General features: G+C 63.4%; 13 protein-coding genes. 5 read left to right on the plus strand and 8 right to left on the minus strand.

The features are described 5' to 3' along the window. Positions 1 to 11: 11 nt before the first annotated feature. Together RIG82_07430 and RIG82_07435 are read right to left on the minus strand one after the other, a co-directional pair. Positions 12 to 521, minus strand: a complete 510-nt coding sequence (locus RIG82_07430) for a protease complex subunit PrcB family protein (protein ID MEQ9460765.1) — start codon at positions 519 to 521, stop codon at positions 12 to 14. Between the two features lie 40 nt (positions 522 to 561). Further along, positions 562 to 1,275, minus strand: a complete 714-nt coding sequence (locus RIG82_07435; GenBank protein MEQ9460766.1) for a hypothetical protein — start codon at positions 1,273 to 1,275, stop codon at positions 562 to 564. 219 nt (positions 1,276 to 1,494) lie between these two features. Between RIG82_07435 and RIG82_07440 the strand changes: the two genes are divergently transcribed. After that, a complete protein-coding gene (locus RIG82_07440; GenBank protein ID MEQ9460767.1) occupies positions 1,495 to 2,457 on the plus strand; it encodes a helix-turn-helix domain-containing protein in 963 nt (320 codons plus the stop codon). Between the two features lie 3 nt (positions 2,458 to 2,460). Here RIG82_07440 and RIG82_07445 read toward each other — a convergent pair whose 3' ends face one another. Beyond that, positions 2,461 to 3,774 carry a PLP-dependent aminotransferase family protein gene (locus RIG82_07445; GenBank protein MEQ9460768.1) on the minus strand — a complete coding sequence of 438 codons (1,314 nt, stop codon included), beginning with the start codon at positions 3,772 to 3,774 and terminating at the stop codon, positions 2,461 to 2,463. A 373-nt stretch (positions 3,775 to 4,147) separates the two neighbouring features. After that, positions 4,148 to 6,313, minus strand: coding sequence for a sodium-translocating pyrophosphatase (locus RIG82_07450; GenBank protein ID MEQ9460769.1), 2,166 nt, complete (start codon positions 6,311 to 6,313; stop codon positions 4,148 to 4,150). 320 nt (positions 6,314 to 6,633) lie between these two features. On the opposite strand from RIG82_07450, the gene thrS reads away from it, so the two are divergent. Beyond that, a complete protein-coding gene (thrS, locus tag RIG82_07455; protein MEQ9460770.1) occupies positions 6,634 to 8,715 on the plus strand; it encodes a threonine--tRNA ligase in 2,082 nt (693 codons plus the stop codon). A gap of 52 nt (positions 8,716 to 8,767) precedes the next feature. Here thrS and RIG82_07460 read toward each other — a convergent pair whose 3' ends face one another. After that, positions 8,768 to 9,526 (minus strand): LuxR C-terminal-related transcriptional regulator, encoded by a 759-nt coding sequence (locus RIG82_07460; GenBank protein ID MEQ9460771.1) that lies wholly within the window; start codon positions 9,524 to 9,526, stop codon positions 8,768 to 8,770. Positions 9,527 to 10,098: 572 nt separating this feature from the next. Here RIG82_07460 and RIG82_07465 point away from each other — a divergent pair. After that, a complete protein-coding gene (locus RIG82_07465) occupies positions 10,099 to 10,563 on the plus strand; it encodes an NAD-binding protein (protein ID MEQ9460772.1) in 465 nt (154 codons plus the stop codon). 3 nt (positions 10,564 to 10,566) lie between these two features. Here the strand turns inward: RIG82_07465 and RIG82_07470 are convergent, their stop codons facing one another. The 3 genes from RIG82_07470 to RIG82_07480 are packed head-to-tail and all read right to left on the minus strand — an operon-like array spanning position 10,567 to position 17,670. Beyond that, positions 10,567 to 12,111: a glutamate synthase subunit beta gene (locus RIG82_07470; protein ID MEQ9460773.1), complete on the minus strand. Its 1,545-nt coding sequence runs from the start codon at positions 12,109 to 12,111 to the stop codon at positions 10,567 to 10,569. A 40-nt stretch (positions 12,112 to 12,151) separates the two neighbouring features. Continuing rightward, complete coding sequence (gene gltB / locus RIG82_07475; protein ID MEQ9460774.1) at positions 12,152 to 16,750, minus strand: glutamate synthase large subunit; 4,599 nt, start codon at positions 16,748 to 16,750, stop codon at positions 12,152 to 12,154. After that, positions 16,747 to 17,670, minus strand: coding sequence for a LysR family transcriptional regulator (locus RIG82_07480; protein ID MEQ9460775.1), 924 nt, complete (start codon positions 17,668 to 17,670; stop codon positions 16,747 to 16,749). The genes gltB and RIG82_07480 overlap by 4 nt, the downstream gene beginning before the upstream one ends. 150 nt (positions 17,671 to 17,820) lie before the next feature. Between RIG82_07480 and pelF the strand changes: the two genes are divergently transcribed. Together pelF and RIG82_07490 are read left to right on the plus strand one after the other, a co-directional pair. Continuing rightward, positions 17,821 to 18,969: a GT4 family glycosyltransferase PelF gene (gene pelF, locus RIG82_07485; GenBank protein ID MEQ9460776.1), complete on the plus strand. Its 1,149-nt coding sequence runs from the start codon at positions 17,821 to 17,823 to the stop codon at positions 18,967 to 18,969. 22 nt (positions 18,970 to 18,991) lie between these two features. Beyond that, complete coding sequence (locus RIG82_07490; GenBank protein MEQ9460777.1) at positions 18,992 to 19,876, plus strand: hypothetical protein; 885 nt, start codon at positions 18,992 to 18,994, stop codon at positions 19,874 to 19,876. Positions 19,877 to 19,891: the final 15 nt, after the last annotated feature.

Consider the following 19,891-nt stretch of genomic DNA (forward strand, 5'->3'; position numbering starts at 1 on the left):
TGATACGTGGTTTATTCGGGTCGGGGTTCGCCGATGACGGCGTTAATGTCGGAGAGGAGGGTGACGTTTTGGAGTTTGGGGACGACGACGGCTGAGAAGGGGTGGGAGATGACCTGTGAGACCATCTGGCCGTCGCCTGGGCGGTTGGCTCGGCCTTGGACGACGAGGTCGGCGCCTTCGAGTTGAAGGGCGTCGATGGAGGCCCAGTAGCCGCCTGTGGGTTGTTGTCCGAGGGCGAGGACGATGATGGACTGGTTGTCGAAGTTGACGTCGAGGTTGGCGAGGGGTGAGGTGTTGTAGCCGGGGAGGTCGGCGGGGTGGTTGATGAGGAGGACGCCTGGGTCGGGGAAGGCTTCGGACTCGCCGGCGGTGCCGTCGACGATGCCGATGGGTCGGGCGAGTTGGGTGTAGGGGACGGTTGTGGAGCTGGCGGCGTTGGTATCACCCTTTTGCAGGATGCCGCATCCGGGGAGGGTGGCGATGGAGGCGGCCAGGAACGTTGCGGCGAGGACAGGCTTCATCGACGGGGTCTCCAGAGAAACGGGTTCATTGATTGCAGCACTATACCGGATGGGGGGCGGGTCGCTTGCGGAGGATCATGCCGTGGAAGGCGCGTCCTTCGGCGATGTATTTGCGTTCAAAGTTGGACCCGACGACCTCGGACTCGGAGGCGGAGGCGGGGGGTTGGTAGGGGAGGCGTTCGAAGAGGTGGGTGGCGAGGGCGGCGTGTTCCTGCATCCAGGCGAAGTAGTCGGCGTGGTCGGTGGCGACGCGGAGCTGGCCGGAGTCGGGGTCCTCGGGGTGGGGGTCGATGAGCACGCGGTGGACCTGTTCGAGGTTGGAGAGCTGGAAGAAGCGTCGTTTGTGGTGGCGTTTTTTGGGCCAGGGATCGGGGAAGTAGAGGTGGACCTGATGGAAGACGTGGTTGGGCATGGCGAAGCGGAGGAAGGCGGCGGCTTCGGCGTGGAGCATGCGGGCGTTGGTGATGTTGCGTCGGCGGAGACGGTCGGCGGTGTAACGGTAGTAGGCTCGGGCGTATTCCATGCCGAGGAAGCGGGTGTTGGGCTCGGCGAGGGCCTGTTGGACGAGGAAGGTGCCCTTTCCGGAGCCGATTTCGAGTTCGATGGGCGGCAGGCTGACGGGGTCGGTGTCGGGGGGGGTGCCGAACCAGGTGTGGGGGGAGACGGGCGGGTCGTCGAAGGAGGGGAGGGCTTCGGCAGGGACGCCGAAGGTGCCGGGATCGAGTTTTGAGGTTTGGCTGACGGCCTGGGGCATAACGCGTGAGTTTATCCGGGCTTTGGAGGGCCGGTAAAGAGGGCGGGGATGAGCCGGGGGTGGGTTTGTCAACAGGTGGAAAATCCTAGTTTCGCCTGAGTTCGGGCTAGCCGATGATTGGGATCAGGAACCTGTTCGGGGCATGTTTTGCTTGTGATGGGGCCCAGACAGGGTGGAAGACGGCCTATTTGAGGCACTAGAATGCTTGCTGGAGGTTTGATGAAGCAGAGTCTGTCCCCGAAAGAGTTGGCCCAGGCGATCGGCGTGAGCGAGTCGTCACTGAAGCGTTGGACGGATTCGGGTCGTGTGCGGGCTTCGCGGACGATTGGGGGGCACCGTCGGATTCATCTTCAGGAGGCGCTTCGGTTTATTCGTGAGTCGAGGCTACCGGTGGTTCGTCCTGAGTTGCTGGGGCTGCCGGAGCTGGGGGATGCGGAGCAGATCAGTGAAGATGTGAGCCACGCGGGCGAGGTGATGCTGTCGTTGTTGTCACGGGGGGAGTTGACGCGGGCGCGAGGGTTGGCGCTGAATCTGTACCTGAGTGGTCACAGTGTGGCTTGGGTGTGTGATGGTCCGTTGTCTCATGCGATGTCGGAGATCGGGAAGATCTGGGAGACGCAGCAGGACGGGATTTTCACGGAGCATCGTGCGACGGAAATGTGCACGCAGATTGTGAGTCAGTTGCGGGTGGTGCTGGAGCCGAGTGGGGAGCTTGAGCAGGAGTCTCGTCCGGTGGCGGTGGGTGGGTGTCCTGCGGGTGATGCGGGAGCGTTGTCGTCGATGATGGCTGCGGCGACGCTGGCTGAGTGTGGGTACTCGACGACGAATCTGGGGGGCAACACGCCCGTGGATGCGCTGCTGGAGGCGTTATCGAGGCACGAGCCGCGGCTGGTGTTTCTGGCTTGCCCTCACCAGGGGCATCTGCCGAAGGGGGCGGCGATGGAGACGTTGTCGGAGCGGATGGCGGAGCTGGGTGGGTGTGTGGTGGTGGGTGGTTATGGCGCGGAGCGAGAGTTCCGGGCGTCGTTGCCGAATGTGTTTTTGCATCGTTCGATGAGCGAGTTGTCGGCGTTTGCGCGAGGGTTGCTGGCGGTTCCGCGGTTGGATGCGTCTGGGCCTGCGGCTGTGAATGGGCACTCGCTGAACGGGCACGGTCAGGGTGGCGGGGTGTCGGCGTCCTGAGATTCAGAGGGATTGGGTGATGGCTTTTCCGAGGCGGCTGAGGCCTTCGGTGATGGCTTGGGGTTCGGCGTAGCCGAAGCTGAGTCGGATGGTGTTGTTGGGTTTGGTGCGGGTTTTGTCGGCGGGGTAGCAGTAGCTGCCGGGGACGAAGAGGACGCCTTGTTCGATGGCGTTGTGGAAGAGTTTGGAGTCGGGGTCGGTGGGGATGGAGGGGGGGAGTTCGACCCAGCCGTAGAGTCCACCTCGGACCTGAGTGGTTTTGAGATCGATTTTGGATTGTGAGGCGAGTCGTGAGAGGCCGGCGTTGAGGAGTTCGGCTTTTTCGGCGTAGAGGTGGCGGAGTTGATTGACGTGGTTGTGGTAGACGCCCTGGTCCATGGCGGCGGCGAGGAGTTTTTGGGCGAGGAGGTTGGAGCCGAAGTCACGGCCGTCTTTGGCGCGGAGGATGGGGGCGACGAGGTCTTTGGGGAGCAGGGCGTAGCCGGTGCGGAGACCGGGGGAGAAGGGTTTGGAGAAGGTCATCAGGAGTGCGGTGTGTTCGAGGTCGGGGTCGCGGGAGGCGATGGTTTTGGGGGCGGTGCCGGTATAGGTGAGTTCACGGTAGGCGGCGTCTTCGAGGAGGAGGATGCGGTGGTGTCTTGAGTGGCGTCGGACGATGTCGAGGATTTGGGTGCGTCGCTCTTCGATGAGGGTGCGGCCGGTGGGGTTCTGGTGGTAGGACTGGAGGTAGACCATCTTGACGCGGTGGAGGAGGTTGACGGCGTCGAGGGATCTCAGGAGGGCGTCGAGTTTTTCGGGGATGATGCCATGCTCGTCCATCTCGACGGCGCGGGTCTGTCCCTGCCAGGCGGTGAGGGCGCAGGTGAGGACGAAGTAGCTGGGCCAAGCGACGATGACGATGTCGCCTGGGTCGAGGAGGACTTCGGCGAGTAGGTGTTGGGCTTGTTGTGAGCCGGTGGTGATGACGACCTGATCGGCGGAGCCGGGGTAGTCGTTTTCGGTGATGCCGTCGAGGGTGGCGATGTGTTTGTAGACGAGGTGTCGGAGTTTTTCGTCGCCTCGGGTGGGGCCGTACTGGAGTGCGGCGCGTCCGGTGGTGGGGTCGGCGAGGATGTCGTCGAGTAGGCGTTTGGATTCGAGGTGTGGGAGGGAGGCGTGGTCGACGAGTCCGGGGGCGAGGGAGATGAGGTCTGGCCGGGAGAGGGCCATTTCGATGAGGGGTCCGATGGGTTGGTCGGTGGTGTGGCGGGCGGCGCTGGAGAGGGCGAAGCCCTGGTGCTTAGACGGTGTGGCGCGGATGCGGTTGAGGTTATTCACGGGGGCATGGTAATGGCTGGGTGGATCGGCGTAGCTGAAAACGAGAGCGGGGCACGCCGTTGGGCGTGCCCCGCCAGGGGAGATCAGGTGATGTCTATTGGGTCTTTAGCGTCCCTGGGTCTTGTGTTTGGCTGGCTTGGGAGCTGGCTTCGCGGGCGTGGGTTTTGCTGGAGCGGCTTTGACCTTCGATGCGTTGGGTTTGGTGGCCATGTTGGCCTCCTTATGGAATCGCCCGGGTTGGGCGGATCGACGTGACGGGTTGTCTAGTCTCCGTTTCGGCCCTAAGCCGAACGGACCCGTTGGGCGTCGATTGATATTTCACCACAACGCGATGGGAAAGCAATAGGGATTCTGGCCGATTTGCAGAACTGGTTTATGGGGTGTTGGTTGTGGCGTTCTCGATGATGGCGGGGGCATCGATGATGGAGGTTTGGGCACGATCCTGGTCGTAGAGGTTGAGGACGCCGCGATCGGTCCAGATGGGTCCCGGCATGAGGAGAGGAGCGATGACCAGGGAGACGATGGCCATGACGTTGATGAGGATGTTCATGGAGGGGCCGGAGGTGTCTTTGAGGGGGTCGCCTACGGTGTCTCCTACGACGGTGGCCTTGTGGGCTTCGGAGCCTTTTCCGCCGAAGTGTCCTTCTTCGATGTACTTCTTGGCGTTGTCCCATGCGCCGCCGGCGTTGGACATCATGAGGGCGAGGAGGATACAGCCGAGGAGTGAGCCGACGAGGAGCCCGGAGAGGGCTTCGGCGCCGAGGATGAAGCCGGTCCCACAGGGGATGAGGATGGCGAGTGATGCGGGGAGGATCATGCGGCGGAGGGCGGCGCGTGTGGCGATGTCGACACATCGTTCGGCATCGGGTTCGGCTTTGCCTTCGAGGAGTCCGGGGATTTCGCGGAACTGGCGTCGGATTTCTTCGATCATCTCAAAGGCGGCGTCGCCGACGGCTTTCATGGTGATGGCCCCGTTGAGGAACGGCCCGACCCCCCCGAGGAAGACGCCGAGGAGGACCATGGGGTTGTTGATGTCGAGTTCGAGTTGGATGTTTTCGCCCAGGTGAGCGGCGACGGATTCGATGAAGGCGGCGATCATGGTAAGGGCGGCGAGTCCGGCGGCACCGATGGCGAAGCCCTTGCCGATGGCGGCAGTGGTGTTTCCGACAGAGTCGAGGGAGTCGGTGATCTTGCGGACTTCTTTGCCCATGCCGGCCATTTCGGCGATCCCGCCGGCGTTGTCGGCGACGGGTCCGTAGGCATCGATGGCCATGGTGATGCCGACGGTGGCGAGCATGCCGACGGCGGCGATGCCGATGCCGTAGAGGCCGACGAGAGAGTTGGCGGCGAGGATGATGCCGGCGAGGGTAAGGAGCGGGACGACGACGGATTCGAGTCCGACGGCGAGTCCGGAGATCATGACGGTGGCGACGCCTGTTTGTGAGGCGTCGGCGATGTCGCGGACGGGTTTGGCGGAGGTGTAGTACTCGGTGACGAAACCGATGATGATCCCGCCCACGGCTCCGGCGACGAGTGACCACCAGATATTGACGGAGACGCCAAGGGCCTGGGTGACGAAGAAGGCGGCGATCATAAAGAGGATGGCGGAGCCGAGGGTGCCGACACGGAGGGCGGCGGCGGGGGCCATGCCTGCGGCGGCTTTGACGAGGAAGATGCCGATGAGCGAGGCGACGAGTCCGACGGAGGTCATTACCAGCGGCAGGAGCATGAGGGTGGCACGGGCGGATTCGGCGTCGGCGGCCCCAGGGACGAGGGTCGCGGCGAGGGATCCAGCGAGGGTGGCGGCGATGGCGATGGTGGCGATCTGGGAGCCGCAGTAGGACTCGAAGATGTCGGAGCCCATGCCGGCGACGTCGCCTACGTTGTCGCCTACGTTGTCGGCGATGACGCCCGGGTTGCGGGGATCGTCTTCGGGGATGCCAGCTTCTACTTTGCCGACGAGGTCAGCGCCGACGTCGGCGGCCTTGGTGAAGATTCCGCCGCCGACGCGGTAGAAGAGGGCGACGAGCGAGGCCCCCATGGCGAAGCCTTCGATGGAGTGGGCGCCCTTGGCGGCTTCGGCGTCGAGGACGTAGAAGATGAAGAGGGTGCCGATGCCGATGAGTCCCATGGAGGCAACGGTGAGTCCCATGACGGACCCGCCGAGGAACGCGATGGAGAGGGCCTTGGGCATGCCGTGGTCGCGGGCGGCGACAGTGGTGCGGACATTGGCTTTGGTGGCGGTGTACATGCCGACGAAGCCAGCGGCGGAGGCGCAGATGGCACCGGCGAAGAAGGCGATGGCGGTCGGTATGGAGAGAGCCCATGCGACGAGAGCGCCGAGGACGATGGTGAAGATGATGAGGAGGGAGAACTCGCGGCGCATGAAGACCATGGCGGAGCGGTGGATGATGGCGGCGATTTTGGCTTCGCGCCCATCGCCAGCGGGCTGGCGGAGGACGTTGAGGAGGACGAGTCCTGCGAAGAAGAGGCCGACGACGCCTAGGAACGGTGCGAGATACGGGAGAGCTTCGAGCATGCTCCTGGGACTCCGGTGAGGGCGCGGCGGTGTGCCGGGCGGTGGTTGGAGGCGATGGTTCGCCTGATATTGACAGCCCCTTGGCCTGGTGGCCCTAGGGGGAAGGATTCTATAACCCGTAAAAGACTCGGGGTCCACCTGCGATCGGCAGAACGGGGGAGCTGCCTGTGAAAACGGCGGTTATAGCGTTATGTGGGCGATCGCGGGTGAGAAAGAGCGTTAAGATGCCCGCCCGGCAGTGCGGGAGGTGTTGGGTCATTATGCTTCTTGTTGCTTAGTGACGACATCCTGGAGTTTGGTTTGTGGAAGTTGAGTAAAGAATGATCATTACCCTGCCGGATGGCAGCACGCAGTCGTTTGATGGCCCGGTGACGGCTCGGCAGGTGGCGGAGCGGATTGGCGCTAAGCTGGCCGAGGCGGCGATCGGGGCGCGGTTCACACCGGCGGGGTCGTCGGAGACTGAGCTGCTGGATGCGGATCGGGTGCTGCCTGGGGATGGCTCACTGGCGATCGTGACGGCCCCGCGGGTGAATAAGAAGGGACGGAGTCAGTGGCGTGATGAGCAGCACGAGAAGGATGCGCTGTATCTGCTGCGGCATTCGGCGGCGCATGTGATGGCGGAGGCGATCGAGCGGCTGTGGCCGGAGACGAAGCTGGCGTATGGCCCGCCGCTGGACAACGGGTTTTATTACGACCTGTCACTGGAGGCTCCGATCTCGACGCATGATTTCGAGCGCATCGAGGCGGAGATGGCGAAGATCGTGGCGGAGGACCGGCGGTTTACGCGCTACGAGATGCCGGTGTCGGAGGGGTTCGGGAAACTGGAGGCGGAGGGGAATAAGTACAAGCTGGATAATGCGGCGCGAGCGAAGGAGCGAGGTTCGGATGCGCTGTCGTGGTATGTGACGGGGGAGTCAGATTCCGGGCAGTGGGAGGACCTGTGCATGGGTCCTCATGTGGATCGGACCGCGCGGATTGGAGCGTTCAAGGTGATGTCGGTGGCGTCGTCGCATTGGCACGGGGATGTGACCTCGGATCGGTTTCAGCGGGTGTACGGGACGGCGTTTTTCACGGAGGGGGACCTGGAGGCGCATCTGGAGGCGCTGGAGCAGGCGAAGGCGCGGGACCATCGGGTGCTGGGCAAGCGGCACGGGCTGTTTGAGATTGATGACAAGGTGGGTCAGGGTCTGGTGCTGTGGAAGCCGAAGGGGGCGGTGATCCGGCAGGAGTTGCAGAGCTTTATTCAGGGGCATTTGGATCGTCAGGGATATAGCCAGGTGTTTACGCCTCATATTGGAAGGCTGGGGCTGTACAAGACCTCGGGGCATTTTCCTTATTACAGGGAGTCGCAGTTCCCGGCGTTGGTGGATCACGATCAGATGAAGCTGCTGAGCGATGAGGGGTGCACCTGCGCGCAGCTGACGAATCGGATGGGTGAGGGTGAGATTGACGGGTATCTGCTCAAGCCGATGAACTGCCCGCATCACATCCGGATCTACGCGAGCGAGAAGCGGTCGTACCGTGATCTGCCGATTCGGTTGTCGGAGTTCGGGACGGTGTACCGGTGGGAGCAATCGGGTGAGCTTGGGGGGATGACGCGGGTGCGTGGTTTCACGCAGGATGATGCGCACCTGTTTGTGATGGAGGAGCAGGTGGGGGCGGAGGTGAATGGTTGTCTGGAGCTGGTGAAGATTGTGTTGGGAACGCTGGGGATGGAGCAGTTCCGGGTGCGGGTGGGTTTGCGTGACCCTGATTCGGGCAAGTACGTCGGGAAGCCGGAGCAGTGGGATCGTGCGGAGGCGGCGTGTCTCGAGGCGGCGGCGTCTTTGGGTGTGCCGTTCTCGAAGGAGCCGGGGGAGGCTGCTTTTTACGGGCCGAAGATCGATTTCGTGGTGCGCGACGTGATCGGTCGGGAGTGGCAGCTGGGGACGGTGCAGGTGGACTATCAGCTGCCGGAGCGGTTCGAGCTGGAGTACACGGGGGCGGACAATGCGGCGCATCGCCCGGTGATGATTCATCGAGCGCCGTTTGGTTCGATGGAGCGATTTGTGGGGGTGCTGATCGAGCACTTTGGGGCGGCGTTCCCGCTGTGGTTGTCACCTGAGCAGGTGCGGATGCTGCCGATTAGCGACAAGTTTGTGGATTACGCGCGTGAGGTGGAGGGGAAGCTCAAGGCGGAGGGCTTGCGGGTGTCGATGGACGCTGGGAATGATCGGTTGAACGCGAAGATCAAGGTGGCGCAGGAGGAGAAGGTGCCGTACATGCTGGTGGTGGGTGGTCGTGATGCGGAGGCGGGGACGGTGTCGGTGCGGCACCGGACGGAGGGTGACCTGGGGGCGTTGGACGCGGGGGCGTTTGTGGCTCGGGCGGTAGCGGAGCGTGATGAGCGGGTGATCCACTAACCCCCCCAACCCCCGCGCACCCGCACCCCGGTCAGTCATCGCGTGATGGTTGTTAGTTCAAGCTGTTGAGGCGGGCGAGGAGTTCGCGGCGGGAGGAGACGCCGAGTTTGAGGTAGATGGATTTCACGTGGACGTGGACGGTGTGGGGTGAGCGGTTGATTTCTTCGGCGATCTGTTTTTCGGTGAGGGCCTGTTTGAGGTATTTGAGGATTTTCTGTTCGGTGGTGGAGAGTCGGTCGCTCACGGTGGCCGGCTGGAGGTGTTGATTGAGAACCGCACCGGAGACAGGGCCCGTTGGGGGCTGGATGCTGTCATTGCTGGCCAGGGTGAGCCGTTGGCAGAGGATGTCGATGGTGTCGGTGAGGCTGCGTTCGTCGTTTTGGGAAAAGCGGGAGCGGTTGGACCAGCGGAGGAAGACGAAGGCCTGACGGGTCGTTGTGCCGAGTTTGAGGCTGAGGGCGAGGGCGTCGCCGACGGAGCGAACACGCTCGATTCGACGGAAGAGCGCCCCGCGGGCGACGGCGGAGGCCCCGACGATCTCGATGGGTCGCAGGGCTCTGTTGGTCGGCGCGGGTCCGGCGAGGTATTCGAGGGCGGACCCGGGGTCCTGTGGCCAGGTGGCGAGGTCGAGGGAACGGGCGATGTCAGGGGAGAGGCCGACGTGATAGGCGTGGGAGGGTGAGTTTGGTCCCTGGTCAAAGCGGGCGGAGACAGCGATGTCCGCTTCGAGCTGCTGGCGCAAGTTTTCCAGGGCGTGCGTGAGATAGGCAGCGAAAGCCGAGTCTGCGTGCCAGGGGTGATGTTGAACCATGACCTCACCGTCCCAGTTGCAGCGGGATGCCGTTGTGGCCTGCCGCTTTGTGAATTTGCCACTGTGCAGTGGCCTTAAGGAGAAACCCTGAATAAGTAAGGGTAAATACTTATATGAACTTACGCTCTCTTGACCTCATTGTCATCACTTATCTTCAGGATTGTCCTACGTACGCCACTATTTTTTGTGTTAACTGCGTGGATGCTAGCCTGAGCCTCCTTAGATTCAACCTAATTGTACGGCTGGTTGGTTTTTGTTTATCTACTATTTCAAATGATTTAGTGGATTTTTTTTCACTGTGCGGCGATATTTTCCGCTAGGGGTTGCTTCTAATCAAATTTTAGCCCTGTGAACGTTAAACAAGGAGGTTTTGGCAATATTAATCTATCATGTATTTATCTTAACCCATTGTTTTCCGCCAGCTTTGAGCCATAGCTGTTTGGCGTGAGCGCTCTTGGCAAGCTCAGCCACGAATTTAGGATCGATGACGACGGTTTAGGATTTTCGTGGGGGGCTGACGCCCGCTGGCATTGGCCCTATGCCGGCGGGTCGGGGTGGCGTAGGATCGTGGCGTGGAAGTTAATGGACAGCAACAGGGTGTCTTGGCGGGGCGACGGGCGATCGTGGCGGGTTATGGGCCGGTGGGTCGGCTGGTCGCTGAGGGGCTGCGGAGGGCGGGGTTCGAGGTGGTGATTGTGGAGTTGAATCTGGAGACGATCGAGCGGCAGCTCGGGCTGGACCAGCGGGTGGTGTATGGGTGTGTCACGGATGCGGAGATTCTAAAGAAAGCGGGAGTGGAGACGGCGGACGCGCTGGCGGTGACGGTGCCGGTGGAGGCGGACGTGATCGAGGCGTGCCGGGTGGCGCGGTCGCTGAACCCGGGGATCCGGATCACGGCGCGGACGAACTTCGTGAGTCAGGGGATGCGGGCCCGGCAGGCGGGGGCGGACGAGGTGATCGTCGAGGAGATCGTGACGGCGGAGGCGATGCGGGACGCGGTGGTCAGGGGGTTGGGGGAAGAAGAAATCTCTATCTGATCGTCACCCCGCGCTCGACAGCAATCCTGTCTCCATGCCGGGTGCGGGGAGGGTGGAGGAGCCCATGAGGTGGGCGTCGATGGCGTGGGCGGCGGCTCGGCCTTCGGCGATGGCCCAGACGATGAGGGAGGCGCCGCGGCGCATGTCGCCGGCGACGAAGACTTTGTCGTTGGAGGTGGCGAAGCGGCCGTAGTCGGCGGTGACGGTTCCGCGGTGGGTGTCGAGGCCGAGTTGTTTGACGAGGTTGGGGGTGTCGTGGCCGGTGAAGCCGATGGACAGGAGGATGAGTTGGGCGGGGAGTTCGCGGTCGGAGCCGGGGACTTCGGTGGAGGTCATGCGGCCGGTGGCGGGGTCGGTGGTCCATTCGAGGGTGGACACGTGCATGGCTTTGACGTTGCCGTGGCCGTCATCGACGAAGCCTTTGGGGAGGATGCCGAAGGTGCGTGGGTCGCGGTCGTATTTGGCGGCGGCTTCGGCGTGGCCGTAGTCGATGTAGAAGGTTCCGGTGGGTCCGGGCCAAGGGTGCTCGTTGTCTCGTTCGTCGGGTTCTTTGGCGCGGCGGGTGATGTTGGTGAGTGATCTGCAGCCGTGTCGGAGGGCGGTGCCGATGCAGTCGGTGCCGGTGTCTCCGCCGCCGATGACGATGACGTCTTTATCGTGGGCGGTGAGGTAGTTCCCGTCTTTGAGTTCGGAGTCGAGGAGGGATTGGGTGGATTTCCAGAGGAACTCCATGGCCATGTGGACGCCATTGAGGTTGCGCCCGGGGAGCTGGTCGAGGTCGCGGCCCTGGAGTGCGCCGCAGGCGAGGAGAGTGGCGTCGAAGTCGTTGGTGAGGGTGTTGGGGTCGATGGTGGTGGCGCGGTGAGCGGAGCCGTGGTGAGCGGGGTCTCCGCCTACGTTGGCGTTGGTCTGGAAGTTGACGCCTTCGGCGGCGAGAAGGTTGACGCGTCGTTCGACGATGCCTTTGTCGAGTTTCATGTTGGGGACGCCGTACATAAGGAGTCCGCCGATGCGGTCGTCGCGCTCGAAGACTGTGACGGTGTGCCCGGCCTGGTTGAGCTGGTCGGCGGCGGCGAGCCCTGCGGGGCCGGAGCCGACGATGGCGATTTTCTTGCCGGTGCGGTGTTTGGGTGGATGAGGGACGACCCAGCCTTCTTCGAAGGCGCGGTCGATGATGGCGCACTCGATGGACTTGATGGCGACGGGGGGCTCGTTGATGCCGAGGACGCAGGCGCTCTCGCATGGTGCCGGGCAGATGCGGCCGGTGAACTCGGGGAAGTTGTTGGTCTTGCGGAGTCGGTCGTAGGCGTCTTTCCATCGGCCGTGGAAGATCAGGTCGTTCCATTCGGGGATGAGGTTGTCGATGGGGCAGCCGGTGTCGGCCTGGCAGAAGGGGACGCCGCAGTCCATGCAGCGCGCGCCTTGTTCCTTGAGGACGTGATCGGGGGCGCGGTCATAGATCTCGTAGAAGTCGGCGAGACGGACATCCGGCTTGCGCGAGGGCATGGCGACGCGGTCGTATTCCATGAATCCGGTGGGCTTGCCCATCGTTGAACTCCTGAACTTTGGCGGGTGGCGATCGTGCGGATCAGCCGAGCCCGGTGGCTTCCTGTTGGGCGCGGGCCTGTGCCTTGCGGGCGAGCAGGACGCGGCGGTAGTCGATGGGCATGACCTTGATGAACTGAGGGGCGAGGCGGTCGAAGTCGTCGAGGACACGCTGGGCAACCGTTGAGCCGGTGTGGTCGATGTGGTTACGGATGAGTTGTTTGACTTCGACGATGTCTTCGAGTTCCTCGAGTTTTTCGAGTTCGACCATGCCGAGGTTGCAGTGCTGGAGGAAGTCGGCGTCGCGGTCCCAGACGTAGGCGATCCCGCCTGACATACCGGCGGCGAAGTTGCGTCCGGTGCGGCCGAGGATGACAACGCGGCCGTCGGTCATGTATTCGCAGCCGTGGTCGCCAACGCCTTCGACGACGGCGCGGGCTCCGGAGTTGCGGACGGCGAAGCGTTCGGCGACGACGCCACGGAGGTAGACCTCTCCGCCAGTGGCACCATAGAGGCACACGTTACCGGCGATGATGTTGTGTTCGGGCTCGAAGGTGGCATCTTCGCCGGGGGTGATGATGATTTTGCCGCCGGAGAGGCCTTTGCCGACATAGTCGTTGGCGTCGCCGAGGAGTCGGATCGTGACACCTCGGGCGAGGAAGGCGCCGAGGGATTGGCCGGCGTGGCCCTGAAGGTTGATGCGGATGGTGTCATCGGGGAGCCCGATTTCGCCGTGGGCTTTGGAGACCTCATGGGAGAGCATGGTGCCGACGGCGCGGTCGGTGTTGCGGACTGGGAGGTGGGTCTCGACAGGCTCACGATTGATGAGGGCGGGTTGCGCCTGGGCGATGAGTTGTCGGTCGAGGACATTGTCGATGGCGTGGTCCTGCTCGATGAGCTTGCGGACGCCGACGTTGGGTCGGTGAGCGGGGATGACGGCGGGCTGGAGGATGGGGGTGAGGTCGAGACCGTCGGTTTTCCAGTGGTTGATGGCATCGTTGGCGTCGAGGAGGTCGACACGGCCGATGAGTTCATCCCAGGTGCGGATGCCGGCGGCGGCCATGTAGGCACGAGCTTCTTCGGCGACGAGGAAGAGGTAGTTGATGACGTGCTCGGGCTGGCCGGAGAACTTTTTGCGGAGCATCGGGTCCTGGGTGCAGACGCCGACGGGGCAGGTGTTGAGGTGGCACTTGCGCATCATGATGCAGCCGATGGCGATGAGAGGGACGGTGGAGAAGCCGTACTCTTCGGCGCCGAGGCACGCGGCGATGACGATATCGCGTCCGGTTTTCATCCCGCCATCGGTTTCGAGCCGGACTCGAGAGCGGAGGTCGTTGAGGACGAGGGTCTGGTGGGTTTCGGCAACACCGAGTTCCCAGGGGAGTCCGGCGTGCTTGATGGAGGTGAGGGGTGAGGCGCCGGTTCCGCCATCGTGTCCGGAGATGAGGATGTGGTCGGCGTGTGCTTTGGCGACGCCTGCGGCGACGGTGCCGACGCCGACCTCGGCGACGAGCTTGACGGAGATGTCGGCGGCGGGATTGGCGTTTTTGAGGTCGAAGATGAGTTGGGCGAGGTCTTCGATGGAGTAGATGTCGTGGTGGGGTGGCGGGGAGATGAGTCCGACGCCTGGGGTGGAGTAGCGGATCTTGGCGATGTAGTCGTTGACCTTGAAGCCGGGGAGTTGTCCGCCTTCGCCGGGCTTGGCGCCCTGGGCGACCTTGATCTGGATCACGTCAGCGTTGGTGAGGTAGAAGGAGGTGACGCCAAAGCGACCCGAGGCGACCTGCTTGATGGCGGAGCGCTTGGAGTCGCCATTGTTGAGGATGTTAAAGCGCGCGGGGTCTTCTCCGCCTTCGCCGGAGTTGGACATCCCGCCGATGCGGTTCATGGCGACGGCGAGGGTTTCGTGGGCTTCCTGCGAGAGGGCGCCGAGGGACATCGCACCGGTTCTGAAGCGTTTGACGATCTCGGCTGCGGGCTCAACCTGGTCGAGTGGGATGGAGCGGTCAGGGTTGGCTTTGACCTTGAGGAGACCGCGAAGGGTGCATCGGTAGCGGGCGTCTTCGTTGGTGAGTTTGGCGAACTGGTCGTAGTTCTCACGGGAGTTCTCGCGGGCGGCGCGTTGGATGGTGGCGATGGCGGTGGGGGCGAGGCTGTGGCGCTCGCCGGAGGGTCGCCAATGGTACTCGCCGGGGTTGGGGAGCTCTTCGGTCTGGTTTCCGATGGCGCGCTGGGGGAAGCCAAGTTCGTGGCGTCGGGCAGACTCTTCGGCGAGCACGGCGAAACCGACGCCCTGGAGTCGGCTGGCGGTGCCGGCGAAGCAGCGGGCGATGACTTCATCGCGAAGTCCGATGCACTCGAAGATCTGCGCGCCCTTGTAGCTAGCGAGGGTAGAGATACCCATCTTGGACATGACTTTGAGGATGCCCTTGCCTGCGGCCTTGATGTACTGGGCGACAAGGTCATCGATGCCGGCGTCGAGGTCGAGAAGGCCCTGGCGGTTCATCCACTGGAGTGACGAGAGGGCGAGGTAGGGGTTGATGGCATCGGCGCCGAAGCCGATGAGCACGCAGTGGTGGTGGACTTCGCGGGGCTCGCCGGATTCGACGACGAGGCCGATGCGGGTGCGCTGTTTCTGGCGGATCAGGTGCTGGTGGACGGCACCGGTGGCGAGCAGCGCGCTGAGGGGAATTCGATCTGCGGAGGTGTTGCGGTCGGAGAGGACGAGAAGCGGGATCTCATCGGCGACGGCTTGTCCGGCTTCGGCGCAGACGCGGTCGATGGCTTCGATCATGGCGGCGGACCCGCCTTCGCGTGCGTAAGTGATGTCGACGATGCGGCTGGTCCACCCGCGGTAGTTGAGCTTTTTGATGGCGGCCATCTGGCTGTTGCGCAGGATGGGCTGGCTCAGGTGCAGGCGATGAGCCTGCCTCTCGGTGGTGTCGAGAAGGTTGCGTTCGGGGCCGATGAAGCCGTCGAGCGACATGATGATCTCTTCGCGGATCGGGTCGATGGGCGGGTTGGTGACCTGAGCGAAGAGTTGTTTGAAGTAGTCGTAAATCAGTCGAGGCTTGTCGGAGAGGACGGCGAGGGCGGCGTCGTTGCCCATCGAGCCGACCGGCTCGGCGGCCTTCTGGACCATGGGTCCGAGGACAAAAGAGAGGTGTTCGGTGGTGTAGCCGAAGGCGCGGAGGAGTGGGATCAATGTGTCGGAAGGGACCTTGTCCCGCTGCTCTTTCGGCGGCAATGGGAGGTCGGCGAGTTCGATCTTCTGGTTCTGGAGCCACTGGCCGTAAGGGCGCTTAGAGGCGATCTGCCCCTTGATCTCGGCGTCATCGACGATCTGACCGCGATCAAAGTCGACGAGGAACATGCGACCGGGTTCGAGGCGTCCTTTGGACACGACCTGGTCTTCGGGGATGTCGAGCACGCCGACCTCGGAGGCCATGATCACGCGGTCATCGTTGGTGACGTAGTAGCGCGAGGGGCGGAGGCCGTTGCGGTCGAGGACGGCACCGATGTAGCGGCCATCGGTGAAAGAGATGGAGGCGGGGCCGTCCCACGGCTCCATGAGGTTGGCGTGGAACTCGTAGAAGGATCGCTTGGCCAGCGGCATCGACTCGTGGTTCTCCCACGCCTCGGGGATCATCATCATGATCGCCTCGGGCAGCGAGCGTCCGGCCATCAGCAGGAGCTCGAGAGCGCCGTCGAAAGTGCCGGAGTCGGAGAGGTCGGGATCGATGAGGTTGATGTGCTCATCGGTGAGCAGGTCATCGATGAGGCTGCCCTGCTGGGCGGTCATCGCCCCGGCACGGGCGTTAAGCCAGTTGGCGTTGCCACGAACGGTGTTGATCTCGCCGTTGTGGCTCATCCATCGGCAGGGCTGGGCGCGGTCCCAGGAGGGGAAGGTGTTGGTGGAGAACCGAGAGTGGACCATCGCGAGGTGGGAGACGTAGCGTTGGTCACGAAGATCGGGGAAGTAGAGGGGGACTTGCGGGGCGGTGAGTTGGCCTTTGTAGATGATCACGCGCGATGAGAGTGAGCAGACATAGAACATGTCGGACTGCTCGACGGCTTTCGCGGCGCGAATCAGGGCGGTGGCCTTCTTGCGGACGAAGAATAGCTCCTGCTCGAAGCGGGTTTCGTCGTCGGCGTCCTGGGCGGGGGCGACGAAGAGCTGCTCGATATAAGGCTCGGTCATGCGCGCAGAAGGGCCGATGTCTGCGGTGACGGGATCGGTCGGCAGGTGTCGCCAGCCCAGGAGGCGGAGCCCGCGCTGGCTGATGATATCGGCGACGATCGCTTTGGCTTGATCGCGGGCATCGGGGTTGGTGGGCAGGAAGACATTGCCTGCGGCGAAGGTGGTGTCGGGGAGAACGAAGTCGGTGACCTCGCGGAGAAGTCGGACGGGGAGTGCGGTCATGATGCCGGCGCCGTCGCCTGTGTTGACCTCGCACCCGCAGGCCCCGCGGTGGTCCATGCGGGTGAGCATGGTGAGAGCGTCGGCGACAATGTTGTGGGACTTTCGGCCTTTGATGTTGGCGATGAAGCCGACGCCACAGGCATCGTGCTCATTGGCCGGGTCATAGAGGCCGGTGGGGCCGGGCCGGAGGCTGTTGTGAGGTGCGATGGGGGTGGTCATGGTGTCGAGGCTCCGAGCGCGGCAACGGTCTTGCCGTTGGCGTGCTCACGCAGGTATTCGGCGAAGGCTCGGGCGGCGGGGGCTAGTCCGCCTGCGGGCCGCGCGCTCTGGCGATGGATGATCCCGATGGGTCGGGTGAGTTCGGGCGTGAGAGGGATGACACGGACGAGACCTGCGTCGGCTTCGCGGGCGACAGACTGGGCGGGGAGGATCGAGACCCCACCCGAGCTCATCACGGCGGACTTGAGGGTGTCGAGGTTGTCGAAGGTCTGGCTGGTGATGACGTGGACGCCATGGTCGCGTAGATAACCCCGGGTCTTGCGGGCGACGGGGAGGTGGTTGTCGAACATCACAAGGGGGACCTCGTCGAGGTCCGCGGGGGCGAGTTGAGTGGCGTTGGCGAGGGGATGGTGGGGGGCTACGACAACAGCCATCGGCTCTTCGCGTAGCGGGATGGCGGTGGTCTTGCGCCAGGAGTCGGGGTAGGAGACGATGCCGAAGTCCAGTTCGTGGTCGAGGACCATGCGGACGATGTCTTTGGGGTGCTGGTAGACGATCTGGATGGTGGATCGGGGGTGCTCGGCGAGATAGGCCTCGCGGAGCCTGCCGAGGAGGTCGATGCCTGCGGAATAGATGGCTCCGACGCGGATGGCGGCCTGTTCGCCTTCGCCGAGTTGGGCCACACGGCGTTCGAGAGCGTCGTAGCGGGAGAGAACATCCTCGACGCCAGCGAGGAACAGTACGCCAGCCCCGGTGAGTTCGAGGGGGCGGACGGAGCGGTTGAAGAGGGTGGTGCCCAGACGCTTCTCGAGCTGACCGACCCGCTGACTGACCGCGGACTGGGTCAGCCCGTGCAGTTCGGCGGCACGGGAGAAGCTGTGGCAGCGAGCCACGTCGTAGAACAGACGCAAGGACTGCATAGCCCCGTATTGTAGCATTAAAAAGAATGAATTAACATCAGAACAAATATAAGATTGTCTTATGGTGTAAGCCTTGTGGACTCTGGGGCGCGGGTGGTGAGGGGGAGTGGCGGCGGCCGATTGAGATGTAACCCCCTGAGCGAGACCGACTTGACAGACTCCCGACCGAGCGTGGTTCATGTGCTGCACCGGCTATACCGGGCGGGTGCGGAGCTGTTGGCGGCCGACCTGGCCAGGCGGCTGGGGGACGGGTACCGGTTTTCGTTTGTGTGTCTGGATGAGGTGGGCCCGCTCGGGGAGGAGCTGTTGGCCGAGGGATACGCGGTGCGCTGCCTAAATCGGCAGCCCGGCGTGGACCTGGGGACGGCTTGGCGGATGGCGCGGGTGCTGGATGAGCTGGGCGCGGACATGGTTCATGCGCATCAGTACACTCCGTTCTTCTACTCGGCGTCGGCACGGCTGGGCATGGGGACCCCGCCGATTGTGTTCACGGAGCACGGCCGGCATGTGCCGGATGTGCGCAAGCTCAAGCGGTTGATGGCGAACCAGGTTCTTCTGAAGCCGGGGGATCGAGTCACGGCGGTGGGGGCGTATGTGCGCGACGCGCTGGTGGCCAACGAGGGGATCGAGCACGAGCGGGTCGAGGTCATCCGGAATGGGATTGATGCGGCAGCCTTCGGTCAGCCAGTGCGGTCGAGGGGTGAGGTGCGGGCCGAGTTGGGTTTGGGCGAGATGACGCCTGTCGTGATTCAGGTCGCACGGTTTCATCCGGTGAAAGATCACGGGACGGCCTTGCGGGCACTGGCGAGGCTGCGGGAATCGATGCCTGAGGCGGTACTCCTGCTGGTGGGTGATGGCGAGGGGCGTGGCGAGCTTGAGGGTCTGGCGGAGGAGATGGGGCTTGACGAGAGCGTTCGCTTTCTGGGTGTGCGCGAGGAGATCGCTGATCTGCTGGGGGCCTCGGACGTGTTTCTGCTGACTTCGGTGTCGGAGGGGGTCTCTTTGACGCTGCTGGAGGCAAGTGCTGCGGGACTGCCGATCGTGGCGACGCGCGTTGGCGGCAATCCCGAGGTTGTGGCGCATGGCGTCACGGGTCTGCTGGCGGATGCGGCTGATTCCACGGCGCTGGCGTGCCGTCTAAGACAGTTGCTTGAGGATGATGGGCTTCGTCAGACGATGGGGGCAGCAGGGGCTGTGCGCATCAGGCGCTGGTTTGATCAAACCGAGATGCACGAGTCGTATCAAAGGGTCTACGATCAGGTGTTGTGTGTCCGGGGCGTGAGCCAGCGGGCGGCCTGATCTGAATCCAGGAGACCTCGTAATGTTTCGACCGTCAGTGTGGATCGCGGTGTTGGTGCTGATCGTCAGCGGATTCCTGATGATGACGCCGGGGCGCGCTGATTTAAGCGAGCTGCGGTCGGGGTGGAACGCTGATCCAATCTGGTACGACGGGCTGTGTGAGATCGCGACGTACAAGGCGACGCGAGTCATTTATGGTCAGCCACGCGACTACACCGCCCGGGTGTTTACGAACAAGGAGCAATACAGCCCGAAGACAACAACCAAGGCGTCGGGCGCTAGCGGGATCGAGGTGTTCAAGCATCACCGTCGGGATGAAGTGCCGACGGAGAACTACACCTACTACTTCTCGACGATGGCTTATCTCGATGCCGGCTCGCTGGGCCCGGTGAAGCTGGAGATGGCGTCACAGGAGGATTGCGGGGCGACGTTCAAGTCGCTGGTGGTCGAGGGCGGACGGATGCGGTATCTGCAATCCTCGTATTTCCCGGGTGAGGGCATTCGGGAGGGGGACGAGCGGATTGATCGCGGGGTGACGGTGTTTTTTGATGGCTTGACGCTCTCGCTGCGGTCGTTTCCGTTTGGGTCGGGCAAGGTATTGACGCTTGAGGTTGTTCCGCCTCAGATCGACACGCATCTCACGCAGGTGACGCCTGTGCGGGCGACGGTTCGGGATGTGGGCAAAGAGGTCGTGAGCCTGCCGATCGGGGATATCGAGGCGCATCATCTGGTTGTTGAGTTGGATCGGGCCATTGGCGGGGCGAAGCGTTTTGATTTCTGGTTCGCGGCGGAGGGTGCTTACGTCGAGGGAGAGGCGGGGCTGCACATGCTGGTGAAGCACGCCGGGCCGTGGGGCCAGACTCTGGAGCTTGAGGGCATCGAACGCCGGGCGTACTGGCTGCGCTGATCGGCTGTAGACTTC

This window comes from Phycisphaeraceae bacterium, assembly GCA_040222855.1.
Lineage (GTDB): Bacteria > Planctomycetota > Phycisphaerae > Phycisphaerales > Phycisphaeraceae > Mucisphaera.